The 20241-nt window shown below is 62.2% G+C and carries 18 protein-coding genes and 1 pseudogene; 12 read left to right on the top strand and 7 right to left on the bottom strand.

Going from position 1 to position 20241, the window contains the following annotated elements:
• Nucleotides 1-39: 39 nt before the first annotated feature.
• Nucleotides 40-1404 (bottom strand): ethanolamine permease, encoded by a 1365-nt coding sequence (gene eat, locus J3P90_RS17725; RefSeq protein WP_434675131.1) that lies wholly within the window; start codon nucleotides 1402-1404, stop codon nucleotides 40-42.
• Between the two features lie 404 nt (nucleotides 1405-1808).
• Between eat and kdpF the strand changes: the two genes are divergently transcribed.
• The 6 genes from kdpF to J3P90_RS17695 all read left to right on the top strand — a co-directional run bounded on the left by kdpF (nucleotide 1809) and on the right by J3P90_RS17695 (nucleotide 9779).
• On the top strand, nucleotides 1809-1898 hold the full coding sequence (kdpF, locus tag J3P90_RS17720) for a K(+)-transporting ATPase subunit F (protein ID WP_032863112.1): 90 nt from the start codon (nucleotides 1809-1811) through the stop codon (nucleotides 1896-1898).
• Between the two features lie 8 nt (nucleotides 1899-1906).
• Nucleotides 1907-3601, top strand: a complete 1695-nt coding sequence (gene kdpA / locus J3P90_RS17715; protein WP_434675130.1) for a potassium-transporting ATPase subunit KdpA — start codon at nucleotides 1907-1909, stop codon at nucleotides 3599-3601.
• Between the two features lie 9 nt (nucleotides 3602-3610).
• Nucleotides 3611-5665: a potassium-transporting ATPase subunit KdpB gene (gene kdpB / locus J3P90_RS17710; protein WP_434675129.1), complete on the top strand. Its 2055-nt coding sequence runs from the start codon at nucleotides 3611-3613 to the stop codon at nucleotides 5663-5665.
• 33 nt (nucleotides 5666-5698) lie between these two features.
• Nucleotides 5699-6244 (top strand): potassium-transporting ATPase subunit KdpC, encoded by a 546-nt coding sequence (kdpC, locus tag J3P90_RS17705; RefSeq protein ID WP_434675128.1) that lies wholly within the window; start codon nucleotides 5699-5701, stop codon nucleotides 6242-6244.
• Between the two features lie 131 nt (nucleotides 6245-6375).
• Entirely contained in the window at nucleotides 6376-9027 is a 2652-nt protein-coding gene (locus J3P90_RS17700) for a DUF4118 domain-containing protein (protein ID WP_434675127.1), read from the top strand.
• A gap of 47 nt (nucleotides 9028-9074) precedes the next feature.
• Nucleotides 9075-9779, top strand: coding sequence for a response regulator (locus tag J3P90_RS17695; protein ID WP_420764825.1), 705 nt, complete (start codon nucleotides 9075-9077; stop codon nucleotides 9777-9779).
• A gap of 172 nt (nucleotides 9780-9951) precedes the next feature.
• Here the strand turns inward: J3P90_RS17695 and J3P90_RS17690 are convergent, their stop codons facing one another.
• Entirely contained in the window at nucleotides 9952-10989 is a 1038-nt protein-coding gene (locus tag J3P90_RS17690; protein WP_420764824.1) for a patatin-like phospholipase family protein, read from the bottom strand.
• A 208-nt stretch (nucleotides 10990-11197) separates the two neighbouring features.
• On the opposite strand from J3P90_RS17690, the gene J3P90_RS17685 reads away from it, so the two are divergent.
• The 3 genes from J3P90_RS17685 (at nucleotide 11198) to J3P90_RS17675 (ending at nucleotide 13295) form a co-directional block, all read left to right on the top strand.
• A complete protein-coding gene (locus J3P90_RS17685) occupies nucleotides 11198-11488 on the top strand; it encodes a hypothetical protein (RefSeq protein ID WP_420764823.1) in 291 nt (96 codons plus the stop codon).
• 102 nt (nucleotides 11489-11590) lie between these two features.
• Nucleotides 11591-12352 carry a CHAD domain-containing protein gene (locus J3P90_RS17680; protein WP_434650417.1) on the top strand — a complete coding sequence of 254 codons (762 nt, stop codon included), beginning with the start codon at nucleotides 11591-11593 and terminating at the stop codon, nucleotides 12350-12352.
• Between the two features lie 145 nt (nucleotides 12353-12497).
• On the top strand, nucleotides 12498-13295 hold the full coding sequence (locus tag J3P90_RS17675; RefSeq protein WP_420764821.1) for an acyl-CoA thioesterase: 798 nt from the start codon (nucleotides 12498-12500) through the stop codon (nucleotides 13293-13295).
• 14 nt (nucleotides 13296-13309) lie between these two features.
• Here J3P90_RS17675 and J3P90_RS17670 read toward each other — a convergent pair.
• The 3 genes and pseudogenes from J3P90_RS17670 to J3P90_RS17660 form a co-directional block, all read right to left on the bottom strand.
• Nucleotides 13310-13673 (bottom strand): annotated as a pseudogene (locus J3P90_RS17670) (terminase).
• A 127-nt stretch (nucleotides 13674-13800) separates the two neighbouring features.
• Nucleotides 13801-15018, bottom strand: a complete 1218-nt coding sequence (locus tag J3P90_RS17665; protein ID WP_434675126.1) for a methyl-accepting chemotaxis protein — start codon at nucleotides 15016-15018, stop codon at nucleotides 13801-13803.
• A 157-nt stretch (nucleotides 15019-15175) separates the two neighbouring features.
• Nucleotides 15176-15985 (bottom strand): TatD family hydrolase, encoded by an 810-nt coding sequence (locus tag J3P90_RS17660; protein WP_434610401.1) that lies wholly within the window; start codon nucleotides 15983-15985, stop codon nucleotides 15176-15178.
• 230 nt (nucleotides 15986-16215) lie between these two features.
• Between J3P90_RS17660 and J3P90_RS17655 the strand changes: the two genes are divergently transcribed.
• The 3 genes from J3P90_RS17655 (at nucleotide 16216) to J3P90_RS17645 (ending at nucleotide 18727) form a co-directional block, all read left to right on the top strand.
• Entirely contained in the window at nucleotides 16216-17637 is a 1422-nt protein-coding gene (locus J3P90_RS17655; protein ID WP_434675125.1) for a transglycosylase SLT domain-containing protein, read from the top strand.
• Between the two features lie 97 nt (nucleotides 17638-17734).
• Entirely contained in the window at nucleotides 17735-18169 is a 435-nt protein-coding gene (locus tag J3P90_RS17650) for a DoxX family protein (protein ID WP_434563116.1), read from the top strand.
• A 249-nt stretch (nucleotides 18170-18418) separates the two neighbouring features.
• The gene (locus J3P90_RS17645; protein WP_420764815.1) at nucleotides 18419-18727 is read left to right on the top strand and encodes a class I SAM-dependent methyltransferase; all 309 of its coding nucleotides are present in this window, start codon (nucleotides 18419-18421) and stop codon (nucleotides 18725-18727) included.
• Here J3P90_RS17645 and J3P90_RS17640 read toward each other — a convergent pair.
• A complete protein-coding gene (locus tag J3P90_RS17640; protein ID WP_434675124.1) occupies nucleotides 18714-19457 on the bottom strand; it encodes a hypothetical protein in 744 nt (247 codons plus the stop codon). The two genes, J3P90_RS17645 and J3P90_RS17640, sit on opposite strands and share 14 nt — an antisense overlap.
• A gap of 263 nt (nucleotides 19458-19720) precedes the next feature.
• Nucleotides 19721-20218, bottom strand: a complete 498-nt coding sequence (greB, locus tag J3P90_RS17635) for a transcription elongation factor GreB (RefSeq protein ID WP_420764813.1) — start codon at nucleotides 20216-20218, stop codon at nucleotides 19721-19723.
• Between the last annotated feature and the right edge of the window lie 23 nt (nucleotides 20219-20241).

The raw sequence follows: 20241 nt of genomic DNA, 5'->3' as shown, positions 1-20241 counted from the left end.
GCAGTGGTTCCATACTACGCCGGTTATGCCGGGTACACCTTATAGCCCGGTCAACATCGCATCAGCCGGGGCATCGGCACGCAACTGTGCGGTCAGCACGAAATACACGAAGCCCATCGCCATGAAGCCGAGGAAGATCAACCCGATCAGGGCGTTGAACCAGGCCATTGCCACCAGGCACACCACCGCCAGGGCCAAGGCGATGCCCGGCACGATCGGGTAGCCCGGCGCGCGGAAGGTGCGTTCCAGGTTGGGCTCGGTTTTGCGCAGTTTGAATAGGCTGAGCATGCTCATGATGTACATGACGATGGCGCCGAACACGGCCATGGTGATCATCGCGGCGGTGAGGGTCATGCCGCCGAGGTTGATCAGGCCGTCGCTGTAGATGGCGGCGATGCCGATCACGCCGCCGGCGATGATGGCGCGGTGCGGGGTCTGGAAACGCGACAGTTTGGCGAGGGAGGCGGGCAGGTAGCCGGCGCGGGCCAGGGCGAAGAATTGGCGGGAGTAGCCGAGGATGATGCCGTGGAAGCTCGCCACCAGGCCGAACAGGCCGATCCAGACGAGCATGTGCAACCAGCCGGAGCTTTCGCCGACCACGGTTTTCATGGCTTGGGGCAGCGGGTCGTTGATGTTGGAGAGGGTGCGCCAATCACCGACGCCACCGGCGAAGAACATCACGCCCATGGCCAGCACTACCAGGGTCAGGATGCCGCTGATGTAGGCCTTGGGAATCGTGCGTTTTGGGTCCTTGGCTTCTTCGGCGGCCATGGCCGCGCCTTCGATGGCGAGGAAAAACCAGATCGCGAAGGGGATCGCCGCGAACATCCCGGCGATGGCCGGTGCGCCGAACACGTCGGAACCGGCCCAGCCGTTCAGGGCGAAACTGCTGAAGCTGAACGCTGGCGCGACCACGCCCATGAACACCAGCAGCTCGGCGACCGCGAGTACGCAGACGACCAGTTCGAAGGTCGCCGCCAATTTCACCCCGAGGATGTTCAGGCCCATGAATACGATATAGGCACCGACGGCGGCGTGTTTCGGATCGAGCGCCGGGAATTGCACGTTCAGGTAGGCGCCGATGGCGAGCGCGATGGCGGGTGGAGCGAAGACGAATTCGATCAAGGTTGCCAGCCCAGCGATCAAGCCGCCTTTCTCGCCAAAGGCCCGACGGCTGTAGGCGAACGGTCCGCCGGCATGGGGGATGGCGGTGGTCAGTTCGGTGAAACTGAAAATGAAGCAGGTGTACATGGCCGCAACCATGAACGATGTCACCAGAAAGCCCAGCGTGCCGGCCACGCCCCAGCCGTAGCTCCAGCCGAAGTACTCGCCGGAAATCACCAGGCCGACGGCGATACCCCATAAATGCAGGGTGCCAAGCGTGGGTTTGAGTTGTGTGTTCATTGGTGGCTCCCCTCGATAAGTAGCAAAAGCGCTGGGGGAGGGCAGTGCAGTGGGCGTGCCAGTATGGTTCAGGCGGTCGTAATGGAGAAAATGGTGTCGTATCGGGGATGTTCGCGGCTGGATAGGCTGGGTTTGTGCCCCAGTTCGGAGCGCTGGTGCCTGGGTAGGCCTCATCGCGAGCAAGCTCGCTCCCACAGGGGGATCTTCAGTGGGTCCGAATTTTTGTTCCCAACCCGAGCAATACGGGAGAGAGCTTGCTCGCGATGAGGCCCGCCCGGGCAACCATGAAGCCGATTTTTACAATTTCTTTATCCCCCCACCCAACCCTCGATCTCGCACCTTTACACCCTCCCTACCGACAATCTCTCCACACACGGCACGACGCCGTACCACGGAGAAATCCCATGAGTGTTCTGGACGGGGTGTCGCTGCTGTTGGCAGTGGCGCTGTTCATTTATCTGTTGGTTGCGCTGTTGCGCGCGGACCGGGGTTAGGAGCGGTTATGCACGGCTATGACTACGGGCTGATCCTTGGCTTTTTTGCGCTGGTGCTGATTCCGGCACCGTTCCTGGGGCGGTTCTACTATCGGGTGATGGAAGGCCAGCGCACCTGGCTTTCACCGGTGTTTGGTCCGGTGGAGAGGTGTTGTTACAAGGTGGCCGGTGTCGATCCGACCACCGAGCAGAGTTGGCAGAAGTACACCTTGGCCTTGCTCGCCTTCAACCTGGCGGGTTTCGCTTTGTTGTTCGCGGTTCTGTTGTTGCAAGGGCATTTGCCACTCAACACCGAAAACCTGCCCGGCATGGAATGGACCCAGGCCTTCAACACGGCGGTCAGTTTCATGACCAACACCAACTGGCAGTCCTACAGCGGTGAGGCGTCCCTCAGTTACTTGAGCCAGATGATCGGCCTGACGGTGCAGAACTTCGTCAGCGCCGCCACTGGCCTGGCTGTGCTGGTGGCGTTGTGTCGTGGGATCGGGCGCAAGTCCGCCACGACGCTCGGCAATTTCTGGGTCGACCTGACCCGCGCCACGCTCTACGGATTGTTGCCGCTGTGCCTGGTACTGGCGCTGTTTCTGGTGTGGCAGGGCGTGCCGCAGACCTTCGCGCATTACATACATGGCGTGACGATGCAGGGCGTGGATCAAGTGATCCCGCTCGGGCCGGCGGCCAGCCAGATTGCAATCAAGCAATTGGGCACCAATGGCGGCGGTTTCTTCGGCGTCAACTCGGCGCACCCGTTCGAGAACCCGACGGCCTGGACCAATCTGTTCGAAGTCGCGTCGATCATCCTGATTCCGGCGGCGCTGGTGTTCACCTTCGGCCACTACGTCAAGGACCTGCGCCAGAGCCGGGCGATCATCGCCTGCATGCTTGCGCTGTTCCTGATCGGCGGCGCGACGTCGCTGTGGGCCGAGTACCAACCCAATCCAGCCCTCGACAACGCCGCGGTTGAGCAAGCCGCGCCGCTGGAAGGCAAGGAGGCGCGCTTCGGCACCACTGCCACGGTGCTTTGGTCAGTGACGACCACGGCGGCGTCCAACGGCTCGGTCAACGCCATGCACGACAGCCTCAACCCCCTCAGCGGCATGGTGGCGCTGATGAACATGATGGTCGGCGAGGTGGTCTTCGGCGGCGTCGGGGCCGGGCTCTACGGGATGTTGCTGAATGTGCTGATTGCGGTGTTCCTCGCCGGGTTGATGATTGGTCGCACGCCCGAATACCTGGGCAAGAAGCTCGGTGCCCGGGAAGTGCAATTGCTGGTGGTAACGCTGCTGGTGATGCCCGTGAGCGTGCTGGTGCTCGGCGCTATTGCCGCAAGCCTGCCCGGCCCTGCGGCGGCGGTGAGCAACCCTGGCGCCCACGGTTTCAGCCAATTGCTCTATGCCTACACCTCGGCGGGGGCCAACAACGGTTCTGCTTTCGCCGGTTTTGGCGCCAACACGCCGTTTCACAATCTGATGCTGGGCCTGGGCATGTTGATTGGCCGTTTCGGCTACATCCTGCCGGTGCTGGCGTTGGCCGGTAGCCTGGCGATGAAAAAGCCCGCCCCTGTCGGCCAGAACAGCTTTCCCACCCACGGCCCGCTGTTCGTAACGTTGCTGACCGTGACCATCCTGTTGGTCGGCGGCCTGACCTTCCTGCCAACCCTGGCCCTGGGCCCGATCGCCGAACACCTGAGCCTGGGTTTCTGAGGATTTGAGATGAACATGCCGATGAGCAAGACCGTCGTCGCCAAGGCGCCGGAGCAACCGAAAACCAATCTGTCGGCGCTGTGGCGGCCTGCGTTGGTGCAAGCTTTCGTCAAGCTTGATCCACGCCAGTTGCACCGTGCGCCAGTGATGCTGGTGGTGGAACTCACCGCGATCCTCACCACTGTGCTGTGCCTGATTCCCGACAGCACCGTGCCGACTTTCGTAGCCGCGCAGATTGCCCTGTGGCTGTGGTTCACCGTGTTGTTTGCCAACTTCGCCGAAGCCTTGGCCGAAGGGCGCGGCAAGGCTCGCGCCGACAGCCTCAAGGCTGGCAGTGAAGGCTTGAGTGCCCGCCGCCAGACGGCGAACGGTTTCGAGGTGATACCCGCCACACGCCTGCGCAAAGGCGATGTCGTGCGCGTTGCGGCGGGGGAGATGATCCCCGGCGACGGCGAAGTGATCGAAGGCATCGCGGCGGTCAATGAAGCGGCGATCACCGGGGAGTCGGCGCCGGTCATTCGCGAATCGGGCGGGGATCGCTCGGCGGTTACCGGCAATACGCGGCTGGTCTCCGATTGGTTGTTGGTGCGCATCACCAGCAATCCCGGCGAATCCACCCTGGATCGCATGATCGCCCTGGTGGAAGGCGCCAAACGCCAGAAAACCCCGAACGAAGTGGCGCTGGATATCTTGCTGATTGGTCTGACGCTGATCTTCCTGCTGGTGGTGGTGACGTTGCAGCCGTTCGCCCATTTCGCCAACGGCAGCCTGCCGCTGGTGTTCCTGGTGGCGCTGTTGGTGACGTTGATCCCCACTACCATCGGCGGCTTGCTGTCGGCTATCGGCATCGCCGGGATGGATCGCCTGGTACGCCTGAACGTCATCGCCAAGTCCGGCCGCGCCGTGGAAGCAGCGGGGGATGTGCACGTGTTGATGCTGGACAAGACCGGCACCATCACGTTTGGTAACCGTCGTTGCGCAGCGGTCTATGCCGCCCCGGGCGTAAGCGCCAAGGAGCTGGCCGAAGGCGCGTTGTTCGCCTCGTTGGCCGACGATACGGCCGAGGGCAAGTCCATCGTCGAATACCTGCGTGGGTTGCATCCTCAGGCTGAACCCGCCGCGCAGTTGCTGACAGCCGTGCCATTCAGTGCCGAAACACGCTTGTCCGGCGTGGATTATCAGGGGCGCGTGTATCGCAAGGGCGCGGTGGATTCGCTGCTGACTTTCACTGGCTTGCCCCGTGATGGACTGCCCACCGCATTGGGCCGGGAAGTCGACAAGATCGCCCAGAGCGGCGGCACGCCGTTGCTGGTCTGCGTGGACGGAAAATTGCTCGGCGCCATTCACCTCAAGGACGTGGTCAAGCCCGGCATCCGCGAGCGCTTTGCCGAGCTGCGCAAACTGGGGATCCGCACCGTGATGGTCACGGGCGACAACCCGCTGACCGCTGCCGCGATTGCCGCCGAAGCCGGCGTGGATGATGTGCTGGCCGAGGCCACGCCGGAGAAAAAACTGGCGCGCATTCGCCATGAGCAGAACGATGGTCGACTCGTCGCCATGTGTGGCGACGGTGCCAACGACGCTCCGGCCCTGGCCCAGGCCGATGTAGGCATGGCGATGAACGACGGCACCCAGGCCGCGCGCGAGGCGGCCAACATGGTCGACCTCGACAGCGATCCGACCAAGTTGCTGGACGTGGTGCAGATCGGCAAGGAACTGCTGGTGACCCGGGGCGCGCTCACCACGTTTTCCATCGCCAATGATATCGCCAAGTACTTCGCCATCCTGCCGGCGCTGTTCGCCTCCATCTATCCGCAGCTCGGCGTATTGAACGTCATGCATTTGCAGAGCCCGCAAAGCGCGATCCTGTCGGCCATCGTCTTCAACGCCCTGATCATCGTCGTGTTGATCCCCCTGGCCCTGCGCGGCGTGCGAGTGCAAGCCGCGAGCGCGGCGGCCTTGCTGCGCCGCAACCTGCTGATCTACGGCCTGGGCGGGATCGCGGTGCCGTTCGTGGGGATCAAGGCGATCGATCTGTTGGTGACGGGATTGGGGTTGGTTTGAGCCTGAAGACATCCATCAACTGAGGATTTAGCAATGTTCACCTTGATTCGCCCGGCCTTGAGCCTGTTGCTGCTGATGACCTTGATCACTGGCATCGCTTACCCACTCATCGTCACCGGCGTGGCGCAAATCGCTTTCCCGGACCAGGCCAACGGCAGCCTGGTCCATGATGCCGGCGGCAAGGTCCGTGGCTCCCGGCTGATCGCCCAGGATTTCGTCGGCGATGAGTGGTTTCACCCGCGGCCCTCGGCAGGCGCGTTTGCGACGGTGGCCAGTGGCGCGAGCAACTTTTCGCCGAGCAACCCGGCACTGGCCACGCGGGTGATCGATGGCGCCCAGAAGCTGCAAGTGCCCGGCCAGGGACCGGTGCCCCTGGCGCTGCTGACCACTTCCGGCAGCGGGTTGGACCCGCACTTGCCTCCGGCCGCGATTGCCTATCAACTGACGCGTGTCGCGGCGGCCAGGAATGTGCCAGTGTCGAGGTTGCAGCAGTTGCTCAATGACAACATCGAGCAGCCGTTGGTGGGACCGTCGGTGGTAAATGTGCTGGCGCTGAACATGGCCCTGGAAAAACTGTAGAAACCTGTGGGAGCGAGCTTGCTCGCGATAGCGGTGGGTCAGTCAATGACAGTGACGGCTGAACGACCGCCATCGCGAGCAAGCTCGCTCCCACAGAGGCTAAATTCCATCCCTGAAACAAGAGACATAGCATGAGCGACTCCGGCCGCGCCGATGCACTGCTAGCCAATCTGCCCCGCCACGACCGTGGCCGCCTCAAGGTTTTCCTCGGCGCCGCGCCGGGCGTGGGCAAGACCTACGCCATGCTGCAAGCGGCTCACGCCCGGCTGCGCCAAGGCACGAACGTCGTCGCCGGCGTGGTCGAGACCCACGGGCGCGCCGAGACCGAAGCGCTGTTGAATGGCCTGCTGCAGCAGCCGCTGGTGCGTTCGGAATATCGCGGCGTGGTGCTCGAGGAAATGGACCTCGACGGCCTTTTGTCGTCTCGCCCGAGCCTGGTGTTGGTGGATGAACTGGCCCACAGCAACGCGCCCGGCAGCCGGCATGCCAAGCGCTGGCAAGACATCCAGGAGTTATTGGCGGCAGACATCGATGTCTACACCACGGTGAATGTCCAGCATTTGGAAAGTCTCAACGATCAGGTGCGCGGCATAACCGGCGTGCAGGTGCGCGAGACGTTGCCGGACTGGGTGTTGCAGGAAGCCGACGAGTTGCTGCTGATCGACCTGCCGCCGCGCGAGCTGCTGGAGCGCCTGCGCGACGGCAAGGTTTATGTGCCGGAGCAGGCGCGGGCAGCCATCGATGCGTTTTTTACCCAGACCAATCTCACCGCGCTGCGCGAGCTGGCCATGCAGACCGCGGCGGCGCAAGTGGACGACGATCTGGCGCAAGGTTATCGGCAACTGGGCCAGGCGGCGCCGGCGGTGCGCGGTCGGTTGCTGGTGGGCGTGGACGGCGACTTGCAGGCCGAACGGTTGGTGCGCCACGCCAGCCGCGTCGCCCAGCGCCGGCATCTGCCGTGGAGCGTGGTGCATGTGGATAACGGCGGGGCGCGGGACGAGTCGTCGCGCCAACGTCTGCAGAACGCCCAGCAATTGGCCGAGCGCCTGGGAGGGGAAGTGGTGTCGCTGCGCGCCGGGGAGGTCGCGCGGACGTTGATCCAGCACGCCATGCAACGCCGCGCCACGTTGCTGTTGGTGGGGCAGTCCCGCCGGCGTCTGCGGCGGCGATGGTTTGGCGGTGGCCTGGCCTCACGCCTTTTGCGCAACGCCCGTGGCCTGGAAATCAACGTGTTGGACAGCGATGAATCGCCACCGCCCACGCGCTTGGCCCCGAGCACCCTCGCCACCGGTTTCGACTATGCCCTGGCGCTCGCGGCGACAGGGGCGGCCAGTGCCTTGGCCTGGGGAATCTCAGGGTTGCTGGCGCTGCCGAATATTTCCCTGGTGTTTCTGATGGCGGTGTTGCTGGTGGCGGTGCGCAGCAGCCTCGGCCCGGCCCTGGCCTGTGCGGCGCTGTCATTCCTGGCCTACGATTTTCTGTTTATCCCGCCCAATTTTTCCCTGACGATCCAGCGCGAAGAGGACGTGCTGACGCTGGCATTTTTCCTACTGATGGCCGCCCTGACGGGCAATCTCGCGGCCCGCCAGCGCCGTCAACTACAAGCGCTGCGCGACACCCAGCAGGAAACCGGTGAACAGCTCGACCTGTCGCGCAAGCTGACTGCCGCCACGGATCGCCAGGCCGTGATCAGCGCCGCCGTGCAACACCTCGACAGCGAGGACGATTTGCAGCTGTGCCTGCTCAACCGCGACGGCGGGCATGGTTGGAAGGTCGAGACCGCCGAGCCGTTGACCTTCACCGAGGCCGAGCGCGCTGCCGCCGACTGGTCCTGGCAACACGACCAACCGGCCGGTGCCGGCACCGCGACGTTGCCGTCCGGGCGCTGGTGGTGGTGGCCCTTGTCCAGCGAGGGCGCTCCGCTGGGCCTGCTGGGCGTCTGCCCGAAAGACGGCAAGCCGTTGAGCGGCCATCGTCGACGCTTGTTGGCGGCCCTCAGCCAGCCGCTGGCCCAGGCGCTGGCCCGGGCGCAACTGGCACAGGATCTGGAAGCAGCGCGCCTGCACGGCGAAACCGAACAGTTGCGCAGTGCCTTGCTCGCGTCTGTCTCCCATGATCTGCGCACACCGCTGACGTCCATGCGCGGCAGCATCGACAGTCTGTTGGCGCTGGGCGAGGCGATCCCGCTGCAGGACCGTCGCGAGCTGCTGGAAGGCACCCGCGACGAGGCCGAGCGCCTGGACCGTTATATCCAGAATCTGCTCGACATGACCCGGCTCGGCCATGGCGCGCTGAAGCTGGCGCGCGATTGGGTGTCACCCGCCGACATCGTCGCCAGTGCGTTGAACCGTCTGCGGGCCGTGCTGGCGCCGTTGGCGGTCGATGTCCAGGTGGCGGTCGGCTTGCCGTTGCTGTATGTCCACGCCGCGCTGATCGAACAGGCCCTGGTCAATGTGCTGGAGAACGCCGCGCGGTTTTCCCCGGCCCATGGACGGCTGCTGCTCAACGCCGAGGCGACGGCCGACGAAATCCTGTTCGCCGTGGCGGATGAAGGGCCGGGCATTCCCGAGCAAGAGCGGGAAAAGATTTTCGACATGTTCTACACCGCTGCGCGCGGTGATCGAGGCGGGCAGGGCACCGGGCTCGGATTGGCGATCTGCCAGGGCATGGTCGGTGCCCACGGTGGGCGGATCAGCGTCGGCGACGGCCTCGACGGCCGTGGCACCTGCATCACTTTGCACTTGCCCTTGCAGGCACAACCAGGCATGGACGATGAAGCCTGACCGGCGCTGCGTTATGCTCTCGCCACTTGATTGGATGAATGGACCCCATGAGCCAGAGCGCGACCCTTTTGGTCATCGATGACGAACCGCAGATCCGCAAATTCCTGCGCATCAGCCTGGCCTCGCAAGGCTACAAGGTGCTCGAAGCCGAGACGGGAGCCGAGGGCCTGGCCCAGGCGGCGTTGAACAAACCCGACCTGTTGGTGCTCGACCTCGGCCTGCCGGACATGGACGGCCAGCAAGTGTTGCGAGAGTTTCGCCAGTGGTCGGCGGTGCCGGTGCTGGTCCTCTCGGTGCGGGCCAGCGAGGCGCAGAAAGTCGAGGCGCTGGACAACGGCGCCAATGACTACGTGACCAAGCCTTTTGGCATCCAGGAATTCCTTGCCCGCGTGCGTGCGTTGCTGCGCCAGGCGCCGCCAGGCGAGGCACCGCCGGCGGCGCTGACGTTCGGCCCGCTGACGGTGGACCTGGCGTATCGCCGGGTCCTGCTGAACGGCGCCGAAGTGGCCCTCACCCGCAAGGAGTACGCGGTGCTGGCGCAACTGGCGCGACATCCGGGGCGGGTCATCACCCAGCAACAACTGCTCAAGGACATCTGGGGCCCGACCCACGTTGAGGACAGCCACTACCTGCGCATCGTGGTCGGTCACCTGCGCCAGAAACTGGCCGACGACCCGACCCGGCCTCGGTTTATCGTGACTGAAGCGGGGGTGGGGTATCGGTTGTTGGAGGGTGGGCTTGATCACCGTTGAGATCTAAGGCCAGGCGCTGTCGTGGCGAGGGAGCTTGCTCCCGCTGGGCTGCGAAGCAGCCCTAAAAACCTGAGCATGGGGTGTGTCAGGCAAAAATCATATCTGAAGTTTTCGGGGCCGCTTCGCTGCCCAGCGGGAGCAAGCTCCCTCGCCACGGGAGCTCTGCGATCCTTCAATTCTGCTCACTCTCATACCGATCCAACGTATCCCGGGCGATCTCCCGCCCCAACGCGATCAGTTCCGGCGCCTTGTAGAACTCGAAGAACCGGCACACCCGTTTCGGCACGTTGATCAGCACGTCCGGCGGGTAACCGGCGATTTTGTACTGGGCCAGGGAGGTCTGCATTACTTCGAAACTCTGGTTGATCAAATCCAGCAAGGACGCGGGCCCGACGTTATCGATGATGAACGAGCCGGTGGCGGATCTTGGCGCACCGTCGCTCTCTGGCGCGGCGGCCGGTTGCTGGCCTTCCGGCTCGGCGGATTCGATCCACGGGTTGATATCGGCGGCCTCGGCCTTCAGCGCTTCCTGCTCCAGCAGCAACAGCTGCTCGGCCTGTTTGCGGCGAAATGGCAGCCGTGAGCCCAGGGAGCTGACCAGGGTATCGAAGCGACGCCGGAACGCGGCGGGGCGCTGGATCACTGGCAGCCGATATTGCTTCTGGTTGGTGGCGTTGAGGTTGACCGCAATGATCAGGTCGCAATGGCTCGACACCACTGGCACGATCGGCAGCGGGTTGAGCAGCCCGCCGTCCACCAGCATGCGGTTGCCTTGCATCACCGGGGTGAACAGGCTGGGAATGGCCGCCGAGGCGCGCATCGCCTGGTGCAGGCAACCTTCCTGGAACCAGATTTCCTGCTGGTTGGTCAGGTCGGTGGCGACAGCCGTATAAGGAATGCGCAGGTCTTCGATGTTGAGTTCGCCGACAATTTTGCGGATTTGCCCGAAGACTTTTTCTCCGCGAATCGCCCCGAGACGAAAGCTGACGTCCACCAGCCTCAGCACATCCAGGTAGTCGAGGCTTTCGATCCAGTTGCGGTAATCCTCGAGCTTGCCGGCGGCGTAGATTCCGCCCACGACGGCGCCCATGGAGCAGCCGGCGATGCAGGCAATGTCGTAGCCGCGCCGTTCGATTTCCTCGATCACTCCGATATGGGCATAGCCCCGGGCGCCGCCCGAGCCCAATACCAATGCGACACGTTTTGTCATGAGCCGGCCTCTTATCGAACAGACGTCAACAATGCACTCATCGACGGCCCGGCTCAAATCGTTGTGGCGCAGGTGTCGTTTTTTGACACGCCGCGACGGCATTTGCGTATTCTCGTCCACACTTGAATATAGCGGTGGCGCCGAGGCACTTTTTCCCGGCGAAACCGTCTTACCAGCACGACTGTTGAACTGACTTGAGGTGTTATCGATGAAAGCCCGGATCTGCCTGCCCCTGGTGGCATCCCTGATGGTTCTGGCCCTGGCCGGTTGTGCCGGCAAGACCGCGTACCGCGACAGTTGTGGCAGCCAACTCGACAGCGCCTGGCGCGAACTGGACCTGGCCAAGGCCGAAGGTTTTGCCGGTACGGTCAGCTACTCCAAGGCCCTGTCGCTGCTGACCGGCGCCAAGACCCAGCAGCAATTCGAAGCCTTCGAAGGCTGCACTCAAAAAGCCGAGAAGGCCCGCTTCTACATTCGCGAATCCCGCGCAGGACGATAAACACAGCGGCGAGCTACAAGCTGCAAGCTGTAAGTGGAAGCGAAACTGTTTTCCCTTGCGGCCTGTAGCTCGAAACTCGAAGCTGCGTACGGAGTACGCCCGATGATTGATCGGCTGGTGGCCCGGATACTGGGCCTGGAAGTCCGCCTGTTGGCCTGCCAGGCCCGCTTGAATGCCCAAACCGACAGCGAAGCACTGCATGACCTGCGAACCACGGTCCGCCGGTTGCGCAGCCTGCTTCGTCCGTTGCGTGGATTGCCCGGTGTCGAACAGCTGGAAACGGCCGCGTCGGCAGTAGGAACCCTGACTACGCCCTTGCGCGACCGCGAGGTGCTGGCGGCGTATCTGCAAAAGCACGGCAAGACCGACGCGGCGCAGCGGCGCCAGGTGCAAATGGCCGAAGCCTATCCTGCCGTGGCCAGCAGCCCGGAATTGGCGCAGCTGCTGATGATTCTCGACGCGTTCCCACGCTTCATCCGCGCTGCCCAGCGCCAGGGCCTGCTTGCCGGGCTGCGCAAGCGCATCGAAAAACGCCTCGACAAACAATGGAAAAAACTCGGCGAAGCCTTGCGCGACCCCGCCCATGACCGTCACCGGTTGCGCCTGTTGATCAAGCGCGTGCGCTACGCCATCGAAGCCTATCCTGAACTCGATCGCTTGCCGGAAACGGCCATGCCACGGCTGAAGGCTGCCCAAGGCGCCCTGGGGGATTGGCATGATTGCTGGCAATGGCTGGCGCGGGCCGAGCATGAAGCCGATTTGCAAGCCTGTGTGCCGGTTTGGCAGGTCACCATGGAAAAGGCCGAGGCCAAGTCCGACCGCGTGCTGGATAAACTCATCGCCAGTTGTTTCGATAAATCCTGAGGCTACCCAAAACCTCTGGGGCCATCCGGGGTGGATTCAAGCCCCACGGCTTTTCTGTCAGTCTCTTTGGCCGGAATGAGCGCTGTGTCGCTTGCCCGCGCTGGTTAAGATTCCTTCATCTTTTTCCGCTGCTCTCGAGGTCGACATGCGCTTCTCCGATTTGATCGATGCCGTGCGCCATCAGCCAGGCGCCGTTGTGATCCCTCCTGAATGGGGCCAGGGACGGGCCAGTTTTGGCGGGCTGGTGGCGGCGCTGCAATACGAGGCGATGAGGGCCCAGGTCCCGGCGGATCGCCCGGTGCGTTCGTTGGCGATCACCTTTGTCGGCCCCGTCGCGCCCGACGTCCCCGTCAGTTTTCAAGTGCAGGTGTTGCGTGAAGGCAAGGCGGTCAGCCAGGTCCTGGGGCGTGCGGTACAGAACGGTGAAGTGGTGACCGTGGTGCAAGGCAGCTTTGGCGCGTCGCGATCTTCAACCGTGTCGGTGCAGGCTGACCCCGCGCCTGAATTCAAGGATGTCGAGCAATGCCAGGAGTTGCCCTACATCAAGGGCGCTACTCCTGAGTTCATGCGCCACTTGGCGATGCGCTGGAGCGTGGGCGGGCTGCCATTCACCGGCAATAAATCCCGCAGCATGGGCGGTTGGGTACGTTTGCGCGGCGATGTGAAGGAACAACCCCTGGACGAAGGGCATATCCTGGCGCTTGTGGATGCCTGGCCACCGGCGCTGTTACCGCACCTCACCCAGATGGCCCCGGGCAGTACGCTGACCTGGACGATCGAGTTCGTCCAGCCGTTGCTGGAACTCACGACGTTGGATTGGTGCCAGTATTTGGCTGAGATCGAACACGCCCAGGATGGCTATGGCCATGTCGCGGCGAAATTCTGGAGTGCCGATGGGCGGCTGATCGCCATGAGCCGGCAGACAGTGACCATTTTCGGCTGAGACGTTTCGGCGATTCAGCGGCGGTGGCGCTCCCGCCAGGCGCGCCACCATCCACCGCTTAGAAAAAATCGTGGGAAGGTCAGGAATTGTTCCACCAGCAGGCGCGACATCGCGTCCTTGCGATCACTGAAAGGCCTCCGACGCTTGTGTCTCCAGGCTATGGCCATGGCGTTGCAGCCCGAGTGCGGCAAGCAAGCCGATCACACCGATGGCGACATCCCCCAGGCTCAGGCTGAACACGCCGCAGACAATCAGCAAAAACGCGACGATGAACAACGGCACCGCGATCAGGTGCAGGACCAGATTGGTCGGGTGGCGATGATTGTCAGGGTAGGCGCGCCATTGCCAGGCCGGAAGGTTGGGGTGACGTTTGCCCATGATGCTGTTCCTTGAGTCCGTTTAAACCGAATAAACGAAGGATAGGTCGGGCCGGGCGGGGCGGCGAATCGCGGTTGGCTATCGTGGCGATAGGTGGCGATAGCCATAAGCCTTCTGGACGAGGGGTTCAAAGCTTCAACTGCCCAATCGCCTTGTTCAATTGCCCCGCCAGCGTCGCCAGTTCAGCACTGGTGGCGGCGGAGTCCACCGTCTGGCGCACGGTGTCTTCGGTTACGTCGCGAATACCCAGCACCGCTCTGTTCATCTCCTCGGCGACGTGGCTTTGTTGCTCGGCAGCGACGGCGATCTGGGTATTGCTCTCGCGCATCTGCGCCACCGCCTCGGTGATCTGCGCCAACGCCTCGCCGGCTGCGCAAGCCTGCTGTACGCAGTCATCGGCCTTGTGCGAACTTTCCTGCATGAACTCCACCGCATCCCGGGTGACCGCCTGCAGCGCCGACACCATCGTGGTGATCTCGTCCGTAGAGGTTTGGACCCGCCTGGCGAGGTTGCGGACCTCATCGGCCACCACCGCAAAGCCTCGCCCCATGTCACCGGCCCGCGCCGCTTCGATGGCGGCGTTCAGGGCCAGCAGGTTGGTTTGCTCGGCGATGCTGTGGATGACACCGACCACGCCGTTGATTTTCTGGCTGTCTTCGGCCAGGCGCTGGATCATCTCGGCTGTCTGCTGCACGCCGGTGGACAGGCCGGTAATCGATTGCTGGACACGGCTGACCACCTCGCGGCCGTTGCCGGCGAGGGTGTCGGTGGTTTTCGACAGATCACGGGTGGCGCCAGCATGCTGGGCGATGTGATAAACCGTCGCGGACATCTCGTTGATCGCCGTGGCGGCCTGGTCGGTCTCGCTCTGTTGGCCGAGCATGCCGTGGCGCACCTCGTTCATGCTCGACGCCAGCCGAGCGGCCCCGTTGTCCAACTGCCGCGCGGTGCTGGCGACGGTGTCGACCACCCGTTGGTAACCCGCCTGCATCGCGTTGAACGCGGCGGCCATCTGGCCCACCTCGTCGCGGCAGGCCAAGGGCACGCGGGCAGAAAGGTCACCGGTTTTTTCCACGTGCAGCATCACGTCTTTCAACGTGTCGAGCTGACTGAGCAGGAAGCGGATCAACAGTTGCGAGGCACCCAGCATTGCCAGCATCAACACCATCACCGCCACGGCGTATTGGCTGAAGCGTTCGGCAAAGACCAGACCCAGGCTCACCCCTCGGACCTGCTGTTCCAAATGCATGGCATAGAGCACCAACAGCAAGGTTGTGGCGAATGCGACCGCATTGACCGCCCAGAATTTGTATTTAAGCGAGATATTGCTAAGCCAGGCACCCATGGTAGGTCTTCTCTGATAGCGGAAACAGTTTCGGCAAGGTGCCAGTATTCTGCTGCTATCCAGGGGGCGGGGTTTTGATGTGCGTCAACAGATGCTAAAGAGCCCTTGACCAAGAGCCCTGGGGAGCGAGCTTGCTCGCTCCCCAGGGCCTTTCGGCTCATTCGGAAAGGTTCGGCAACCCAAAAAACGCCCGGGCGCAGGCGGTGGTGTGGGCTGCCAGGTCTTCCTGGGTTTCACCGCGGTGCAGGGCAACTTCGCGAAGGACGTCCGTCAGATACGCCGGCTCGTTGCGACCGTTCTTGGGCTTGGGCCGCAGGGTACGCGGCAGTAAATACGGGGCGTCGCTTTCGAGCATGAGCCGACCGCGTGGGATTTCCCGCATCAATGGATGCAGGTGGGTGCCCCGGCGCTCATCGCAGATCCACCCGGTGATTCCGATGTGCAGGTCCAGATCGAGGTAGCGGAACAGCGCTTTTTGCTCGCCCGTAAAACAATGCACCACCGCGGCGGGCAATCGGTCACGAAAGCCTTGTAGAATTTCCAGCAGACGCTGGTCGGCGTCGCGCTCGTGGAGAAACACCGGCAATTGCAACTCCATCGCAAGGGCCAGGTGTTCTTCCAGGACCTTTTCCTGCTGTGGGCGGGGCGAGAAGTCCCGGTTGAAATCCAATCCGCATTCCCCCACCGCGCGGACGCGGTCTTGCTTGAGCAGATCCTTCAGGTGTCGTGCGCTGTCGGTCGTCCAGTCGCTGGCGCTGTGGGGATGGATGCCGGCAGTGGAAAACAGCCGTTGCCCCTCTTCGTCGAGGTGCTGGCAGAGTTCAAGGGCCTGCTCGCTGCCTTCGATGCTGGTACCGGTCAAGACCAGTTGGCAGACGCCCGCTTCATAAGCGCGCTCGAGCACCGCCTGGTGTTTGTCGGCAAAACTGGGGTTGGTCAGGTTGACGCCGATATCGATGAGTTGCATGGTGCTACCTCGGCCCAAAGGCCGCAAAGCATATCAGAGCTGTAGATTTATAAAAAAAGCCAAGAACTACAACGAGTTGCGGCTGTCTGTTGAGGCCACGAGACCGGTTGGGGTGGTGCGAATGCCATCGCTGTGCCAGTCTTTCGCACTTTTCAGCGCCCCAAGGTGCTCTGTTTTGCCAGTCGGTCCCGTTCCCTGGGATGGCTCGGCACTGTCCTTCCGGAGAGTGGATGGCACGTCCCCAGGTATTGCTTGTGCTGTGTTGTTCGCTGTTTTTGCCGATGCCGGCCGAAGCGCGGCTGCCCGGACCGCTGCAAGCCGTGGCGCCGGGAACCGTCCGGGACCTGGCGCAGATCCGGGACAGCCGGGTGCTGAAAGTCCTGGTCAATCAGAGCCGCAACAGTTCCGGCGAAGTCCAGGGACAGCCCATTGGCGTCGAATATCACCGGTTGCGGGCGTTCGAGCAATACCTCAACGGACATGCCCGGGACGGCCAGGAAATTACCCTCAAGATCATTCCCAAGGCCAAGGATCAACTGCTTGGCGCGTTGCAACGTGGCGAGGGCGACCTGGTCGCTCCCGGCGAACTGCTTGAGCCGCAACCGGGCCAGGCGGTCAGCGCCAGTGATCCGATCCGCAGCGACGTGCCGTGGCTGCTGGTGGGCATCAAGGGGGAGAAGCGATATACCCGCGTCGAACAATTGTCTGGCAAGACCCTGGCCCTGCCCACTGGCAGCGCGGCGGGGGATGCCGTCAGCCAGATCAATCAGAAGCTTGCGTTGCTCAAGTTGCCGGCGGTGAAAATCGAGTGGGTCGATCCCACCCTGGCGGTGGAGGATGTGCTGGAGATGGTCCAGGGCGGGATCTTCCACCTGACCATTGTCGAACAGCCGATCGCAGAACGTTGGGGCAAGATCTTGCCCAAGCTGCGCTTCGACCGCCAATTGCTCATCGGCGAGCCGAGCGATGAGTTCTGGTTCGTGCGTCGTGACGCCGCGATGCTGCGGGCGAGCATCGATCGATTCCTCGTCACCTACAAGGCACCGTCAAACGAGGACGCTGCGTTTCTGCGGATCTACCGTCGCTTGTACCAGGTCCATTATCCGTTGGCCCGGGCCAATCGCCAGCGCCTGGAGAAGCTGCGGCCGGTGCTGCAAAAGCACGCCCAGGCTCAAGGCATGGACTGGCTCAACCTGGCGGCCCTGGCCTTCAAGGAGTCGGCCCTGCAACCCAACGCGCGCAGCGGCAGCGGCCCGACGGGCCTGATGCAGATCACTCCGTCCGCGGCCCAGCGGGTCGGGGTCAATGACATCCGCAACCTCGATGGCAATGTGCAGGCTGGCGCCAAGTACCTGGCCATGATCCGCCGCAAGTTTTTCGCCAGCCCCAAACTCAACGAGCGAGAGCGCATGGCGTTCGTCCTGGCGGCCTACAACATGGGACCCGAGCGGGTGCAAGGGATGCGCGCCGAGGCCCGGCGACGGGGATTGAACCCGAACCAGTGGTTTTTCCAGGTGGAGCGAATCGCCATGGAGCAGGTGGGGATGGGCGCAGTCAGCTACGTTAATAGTGTGAACAAATACTATCTGGCGTTTGACCGGGACCGAGAGTCGCTGGAGTCCCAGGAACGAAAGGTGGTCCTGCGAAAATAATCAAATAACCTGATCGTTATGGCGGAGTTTTTGCGCTAGTTAGATAAGGTTATTCGATTAATATGGCGTCCAACCACACATCACCAAGGAATGATCCATGAGCACTCTCATCAACAAAGTACTGTTCTCCCGTGCTGGCTACGGCCTGACTGTCCTGCGCATCGTCGTCGGTATCATCTTCACTGCCCACGGTGGGCAAAAGCTGTTCGGTCTGTTTGGCGGTTATGGTTTGGCGGGGACGGCGCAGTGGATGGAAAGCATTGGCCTGGCTCCCGGTTACTTGATGGCGACGTTGGCGGGCGGTACCGAGTTCTTTGCCGGCCTGGCGCTGATCATCGGCCTTCTGGCGCGCCCTGCGGCGCTGGGTCTGGCGATTCTGTCGCTGGTGGCGATTTTCTCGGTGCATATCGGCAATGGTCTGTTCATGGCCAACAATGGCTACGAGTTTGGCCTGGCCCTGCTGGCGGGTAGCATCGCCGTGCTGATTGAAGGTGCTGGCAAGCTTTCCGCCGACAACGCCATCGCCCGCTGACCCCTTGCTTGAGTCGTCGAGGCCCGTCCAGTACGGGCCTTTTTTGTGCTCGTCGATTCTTGACACTGGCCGGTCAGCTTCTCTAGGATGCCGCTCATGCGCCGATTTAAACAGCTACTTGCGGGGCGCCAGGTGACTTCCGGTCACCGATAGAAGCCAGGACAACAGGGCTTCGAAATACCGCTAAAGCGCTGGTTCGGTGTTGCCTCTCACCTGCCATGCAGACTTTTGAGGCAGAGACACGACACAATGAACGCATCCAGCCCCCTCGTACGTCTTGCGCCAATCACGGCGAACCTTCTCCAACGCAATCCGAAAATTCTCCTGGGCGGTACCCACCAGCCAACGCTGCTGCGTTATCTGGACGGCTGGCCGCGACGCAACCATGGGCCTGCTGCCTTCCTGATCCAATTTGTCGAAGACGGCGAGTCCCTGGCGCGTTTTGCCAATGACAGCTTCGACCTCGCCGTGATCCAGTCCCCCACCCGGGCGGACGCTGCCGAAACGATCCGGCAGCTGACCCGTGTGGCCAGGCAGGGACTGATCACCCGCCGTTAAGGTCCCCTTTGGCCAGGCCCCGGAACTGGTTGGCGTGCATGCAGTTGAGCACAATGCTGCTTCGCGTCGACCAGTCGGTATTGATGATGTGAAAGCGTTGGATATAGCTATTGATGTCTTGGGACGCGAACCATTCGTCAACTTTGTCGCTGAAATCATCCGGGACGAAGAAGCCTGTATATTTCGCGCATTGGATGGAGCGAAGCGCGTAGGGCCTTTTAGGCTGTGAACTGGCATCGTCCATGAATTTTTTCAGCGTTGAAGTGCTTATATAGTCCTCGCCGGACCATTGGTGCTCGACCCCGGGCCAGTAACCATCCCCGCCACGCCTGTTATAGGAAATGACGATATTCTTTCCTGGCATGCGCTGCCATAGTTCCTGAAGCGTCATATAGCTCTGAGCGTAGTGGATCAGTCGATGTCCGATCGTCTGGTCAATCAGGTCGTGAAGTTCGTTATGTGCCGCATCGGTAAAATTCTTGAACTGATGAAAGTTCAAAACGATGATTTCCTTCCCTCGGGCTGGGTTCGCATAAAACGCGTTGAGCACGTCAAGGACATCACCGGCCACGGTACGGCCCGACGAGGTCAGGTGATAAAGCTGGAAGCGACGCGGGTGCCCGGCAGGCTGGTCGGCGAACAGCTCAACGCGCAGGTCGAGTACGCGAAACCCACGGTTGATCTGATCGCGGATTGGAACGTCTTGGGTGATTTCAAACGGAAACTGCATCTTCGGCGCTTCTCTGTCAGAGCCTGAATCATGGGTGCCGGGAGAATTAGTTCATCGATGCGAAGTTTATAAATTTGCGGTGTGTGGTTCATCCATCGATCACTGAAGTTCGGGTCCATGTTATTCATCCTTGAATATGTACAGATAATAAAAAAGTGCGCTCTCGGCGCACTTTCAATTTCCCGGATGAACCTGTTGATGTCAAATAACAAGTTGCTTGTCGTTGTGCCGCGATATGTCCGCGGATTAATTTTCTTTGGTTTTTACAGGTATTCGATGTGGGTTATATATATAAGTTGCTCGCCGGCAGGCGTTTGGACTCGGGCTTCGGCATCCAGGGCCTTGCCGATCAATGCCCGGGCCAGCGGCGAGTCGATGCTGATCAGGTTCTGTTTCAAATCCAGCTCATCGGGCCCGACGATGCGATAGCGGGACTCGTTGCCTTCTTCATCTTCCACGGTGACCCAGGCGCCGAAATAAACCTTGTTTGGGTCGCTGGGCTTTTCACTGACGACCTTGAGCGCTTCGAGGCGCTTGGTGAGGAAGCGCACGCGACTGTCGATTTCCCGCAGCATCTTCTTGCCGTAAGTGTATTCGGCGTTTTCCGAACGATCGCCCTGGGCCGCCGCCTCGCTGACCGATTGGGTCACCTGGGGACGGCGCACGTGCCAGAGTTCGTGGAGTTCAGCGCGCATCCGCGCCTCACCTTCGGGGGTGATCAGCGCGGTGCCGGCGGTGCGGGGAGGGCGATAGCGACTCATGGCAACTTCTTGTGATAGCGAAG

The organism is Pseudomonas sp. D3-10 (assembly GCF_051132175.1).
GTDB lineage: Bacteria > Pseudomonadota > Gammaproteobacteria > Pseudomonadales > Pseudomonadaceae > Aquipseudomonas.
This window is presented reverse-complemented; position numbering and strand designations above follow the sequence as displayed.

Excerpts from the sequence above, each read along its gene's own strand:
- eat (WP_434675131.1), bottom strand. The coding sequence starts at position 1,404 with ATGAACACACAACTCAAACCCACGCTTGGCACCCTGCATTTATGGGGT.
- kdpF (WP_032863112.1), top strand. The coding sequence starts at position 1,809 with ATGAGTGTTCTGGACGGGGTGTCGCTGCTGTTGGCAGTGGCGCTGTTC.
- kdpA (WP_434675130.1), top strand. The coding sequence starts at position 1,907 with ATGCACGGCTATGACTACGGGCTGATCCTTGGCTTTTTTGCGCTGGTG.
- kdpB (WP_434675129.1), top strand. The coding sequence starts at position 3,611 with ATGAACATGCCGATGAGCAAGACCGTCGTCGCCAAGGCGCCGGAGCAA.
- kdpC (WP_434675128.1), top strand. The coding sequence starts at position 5,699 with ATGTTCACCTTGATTCGCCCGGCCTTGAGCCTGTTGCTGCTGATGACC.
- J3P90_RS17700 (WP_434675127.1), top strand. The coding sequence starts at position 6,376 with ATGAGCGACTCCGGCCGCGCCGATGCACTGCTAGCCAATCTGCCCCGC.
- J3P90_RS17695 (WP_420764825.1), top strand. The coding sequence starts at position 9,075 with ATGAGCCAGAGCGCGACCCTTTTGGTCATCGATGACGAACCGCAGATC.
- J3P90_RS17690 (WP_420764824.1), bottom strand. The coding sequence starts at position 10,989 with ATGACAAAACGTGTCGCATTGGTATTGGGCTCGGGCGGCGCCCGGGGC.
- J3P90_RS17685 (WP_420764823.1), top strand. The coding sequence starts at position 11,198 with ATGAAAGCCCGGATCTGCCTGCCCCTGGTGGCATCCCTGATGGTTCTG.
- J3P90_RS17680 (WP_434650417.1), top strand. The coding sequence starts at position 11,591 with ATGATTGATCGGCTGGTGGCCCGGATACTGGGCCTGGAAGTCCGCCTG.
- J3P90_RS17675 (WP_420764821.1), top strand. The coding sequence starts at position 12,498 with ATGCGCTTCTCCGATTTGATCGATGCCGTGCGCCATCAGCCAGGCGCC.
- J3P90_RS17665 (WP_434675126.1), bottom strand. The coding sequence starts at position 15,018 with ATGGGTGCCTGGCTTAGCAATATCTCGCTTAAATACAAATTCTGGGCG.
- J3P90_RS17660 (WP_434610401.1), bottom strand. The coding sequence starts at position 15,985 with ATGCAACTCATCGATATCGGCGTCAACCTGACCAACCCCAGTTTTGCC.
- J3P90_RS17655 (WP_434675125.1), top strand. The coding sequence starts at position 16,216 with ATGGCACGTCCCCAGGTATTGCTTGTGCTGTGTTGTTCGCTGTTTTTG.
- J3P90_RS17650 (WP_434563116.1), top strand. The coding sequence starts at position 17,735 with ATGAGCACTCTCATCAACAAAGTACTGTTCTCCCGTGCTGGCTACGGC.
- J3P90_RS17645 (WP_420764815.1), top strand. The coding sequence starts at position 18,419 with ATGAACGCATCCAGCCCCCTCGTACGTCTTGCGCCAATCACGGCGAAC.
- J3P90_RS17640 (WP_434675124.1), bottom strand. The coding sequence starts at position 19,457 with ATGCAGTTTCCGTTTGAAATCACCCAAGACGTTCCAATCCGCGATCAG.
- greB (WP_420764813.1), bottom strand. The coding sequence starts at position 20,218 with ATGAGTCGCTATCGCCCTCCCCGCACCGCCGGCACCGCGCTGATCACC.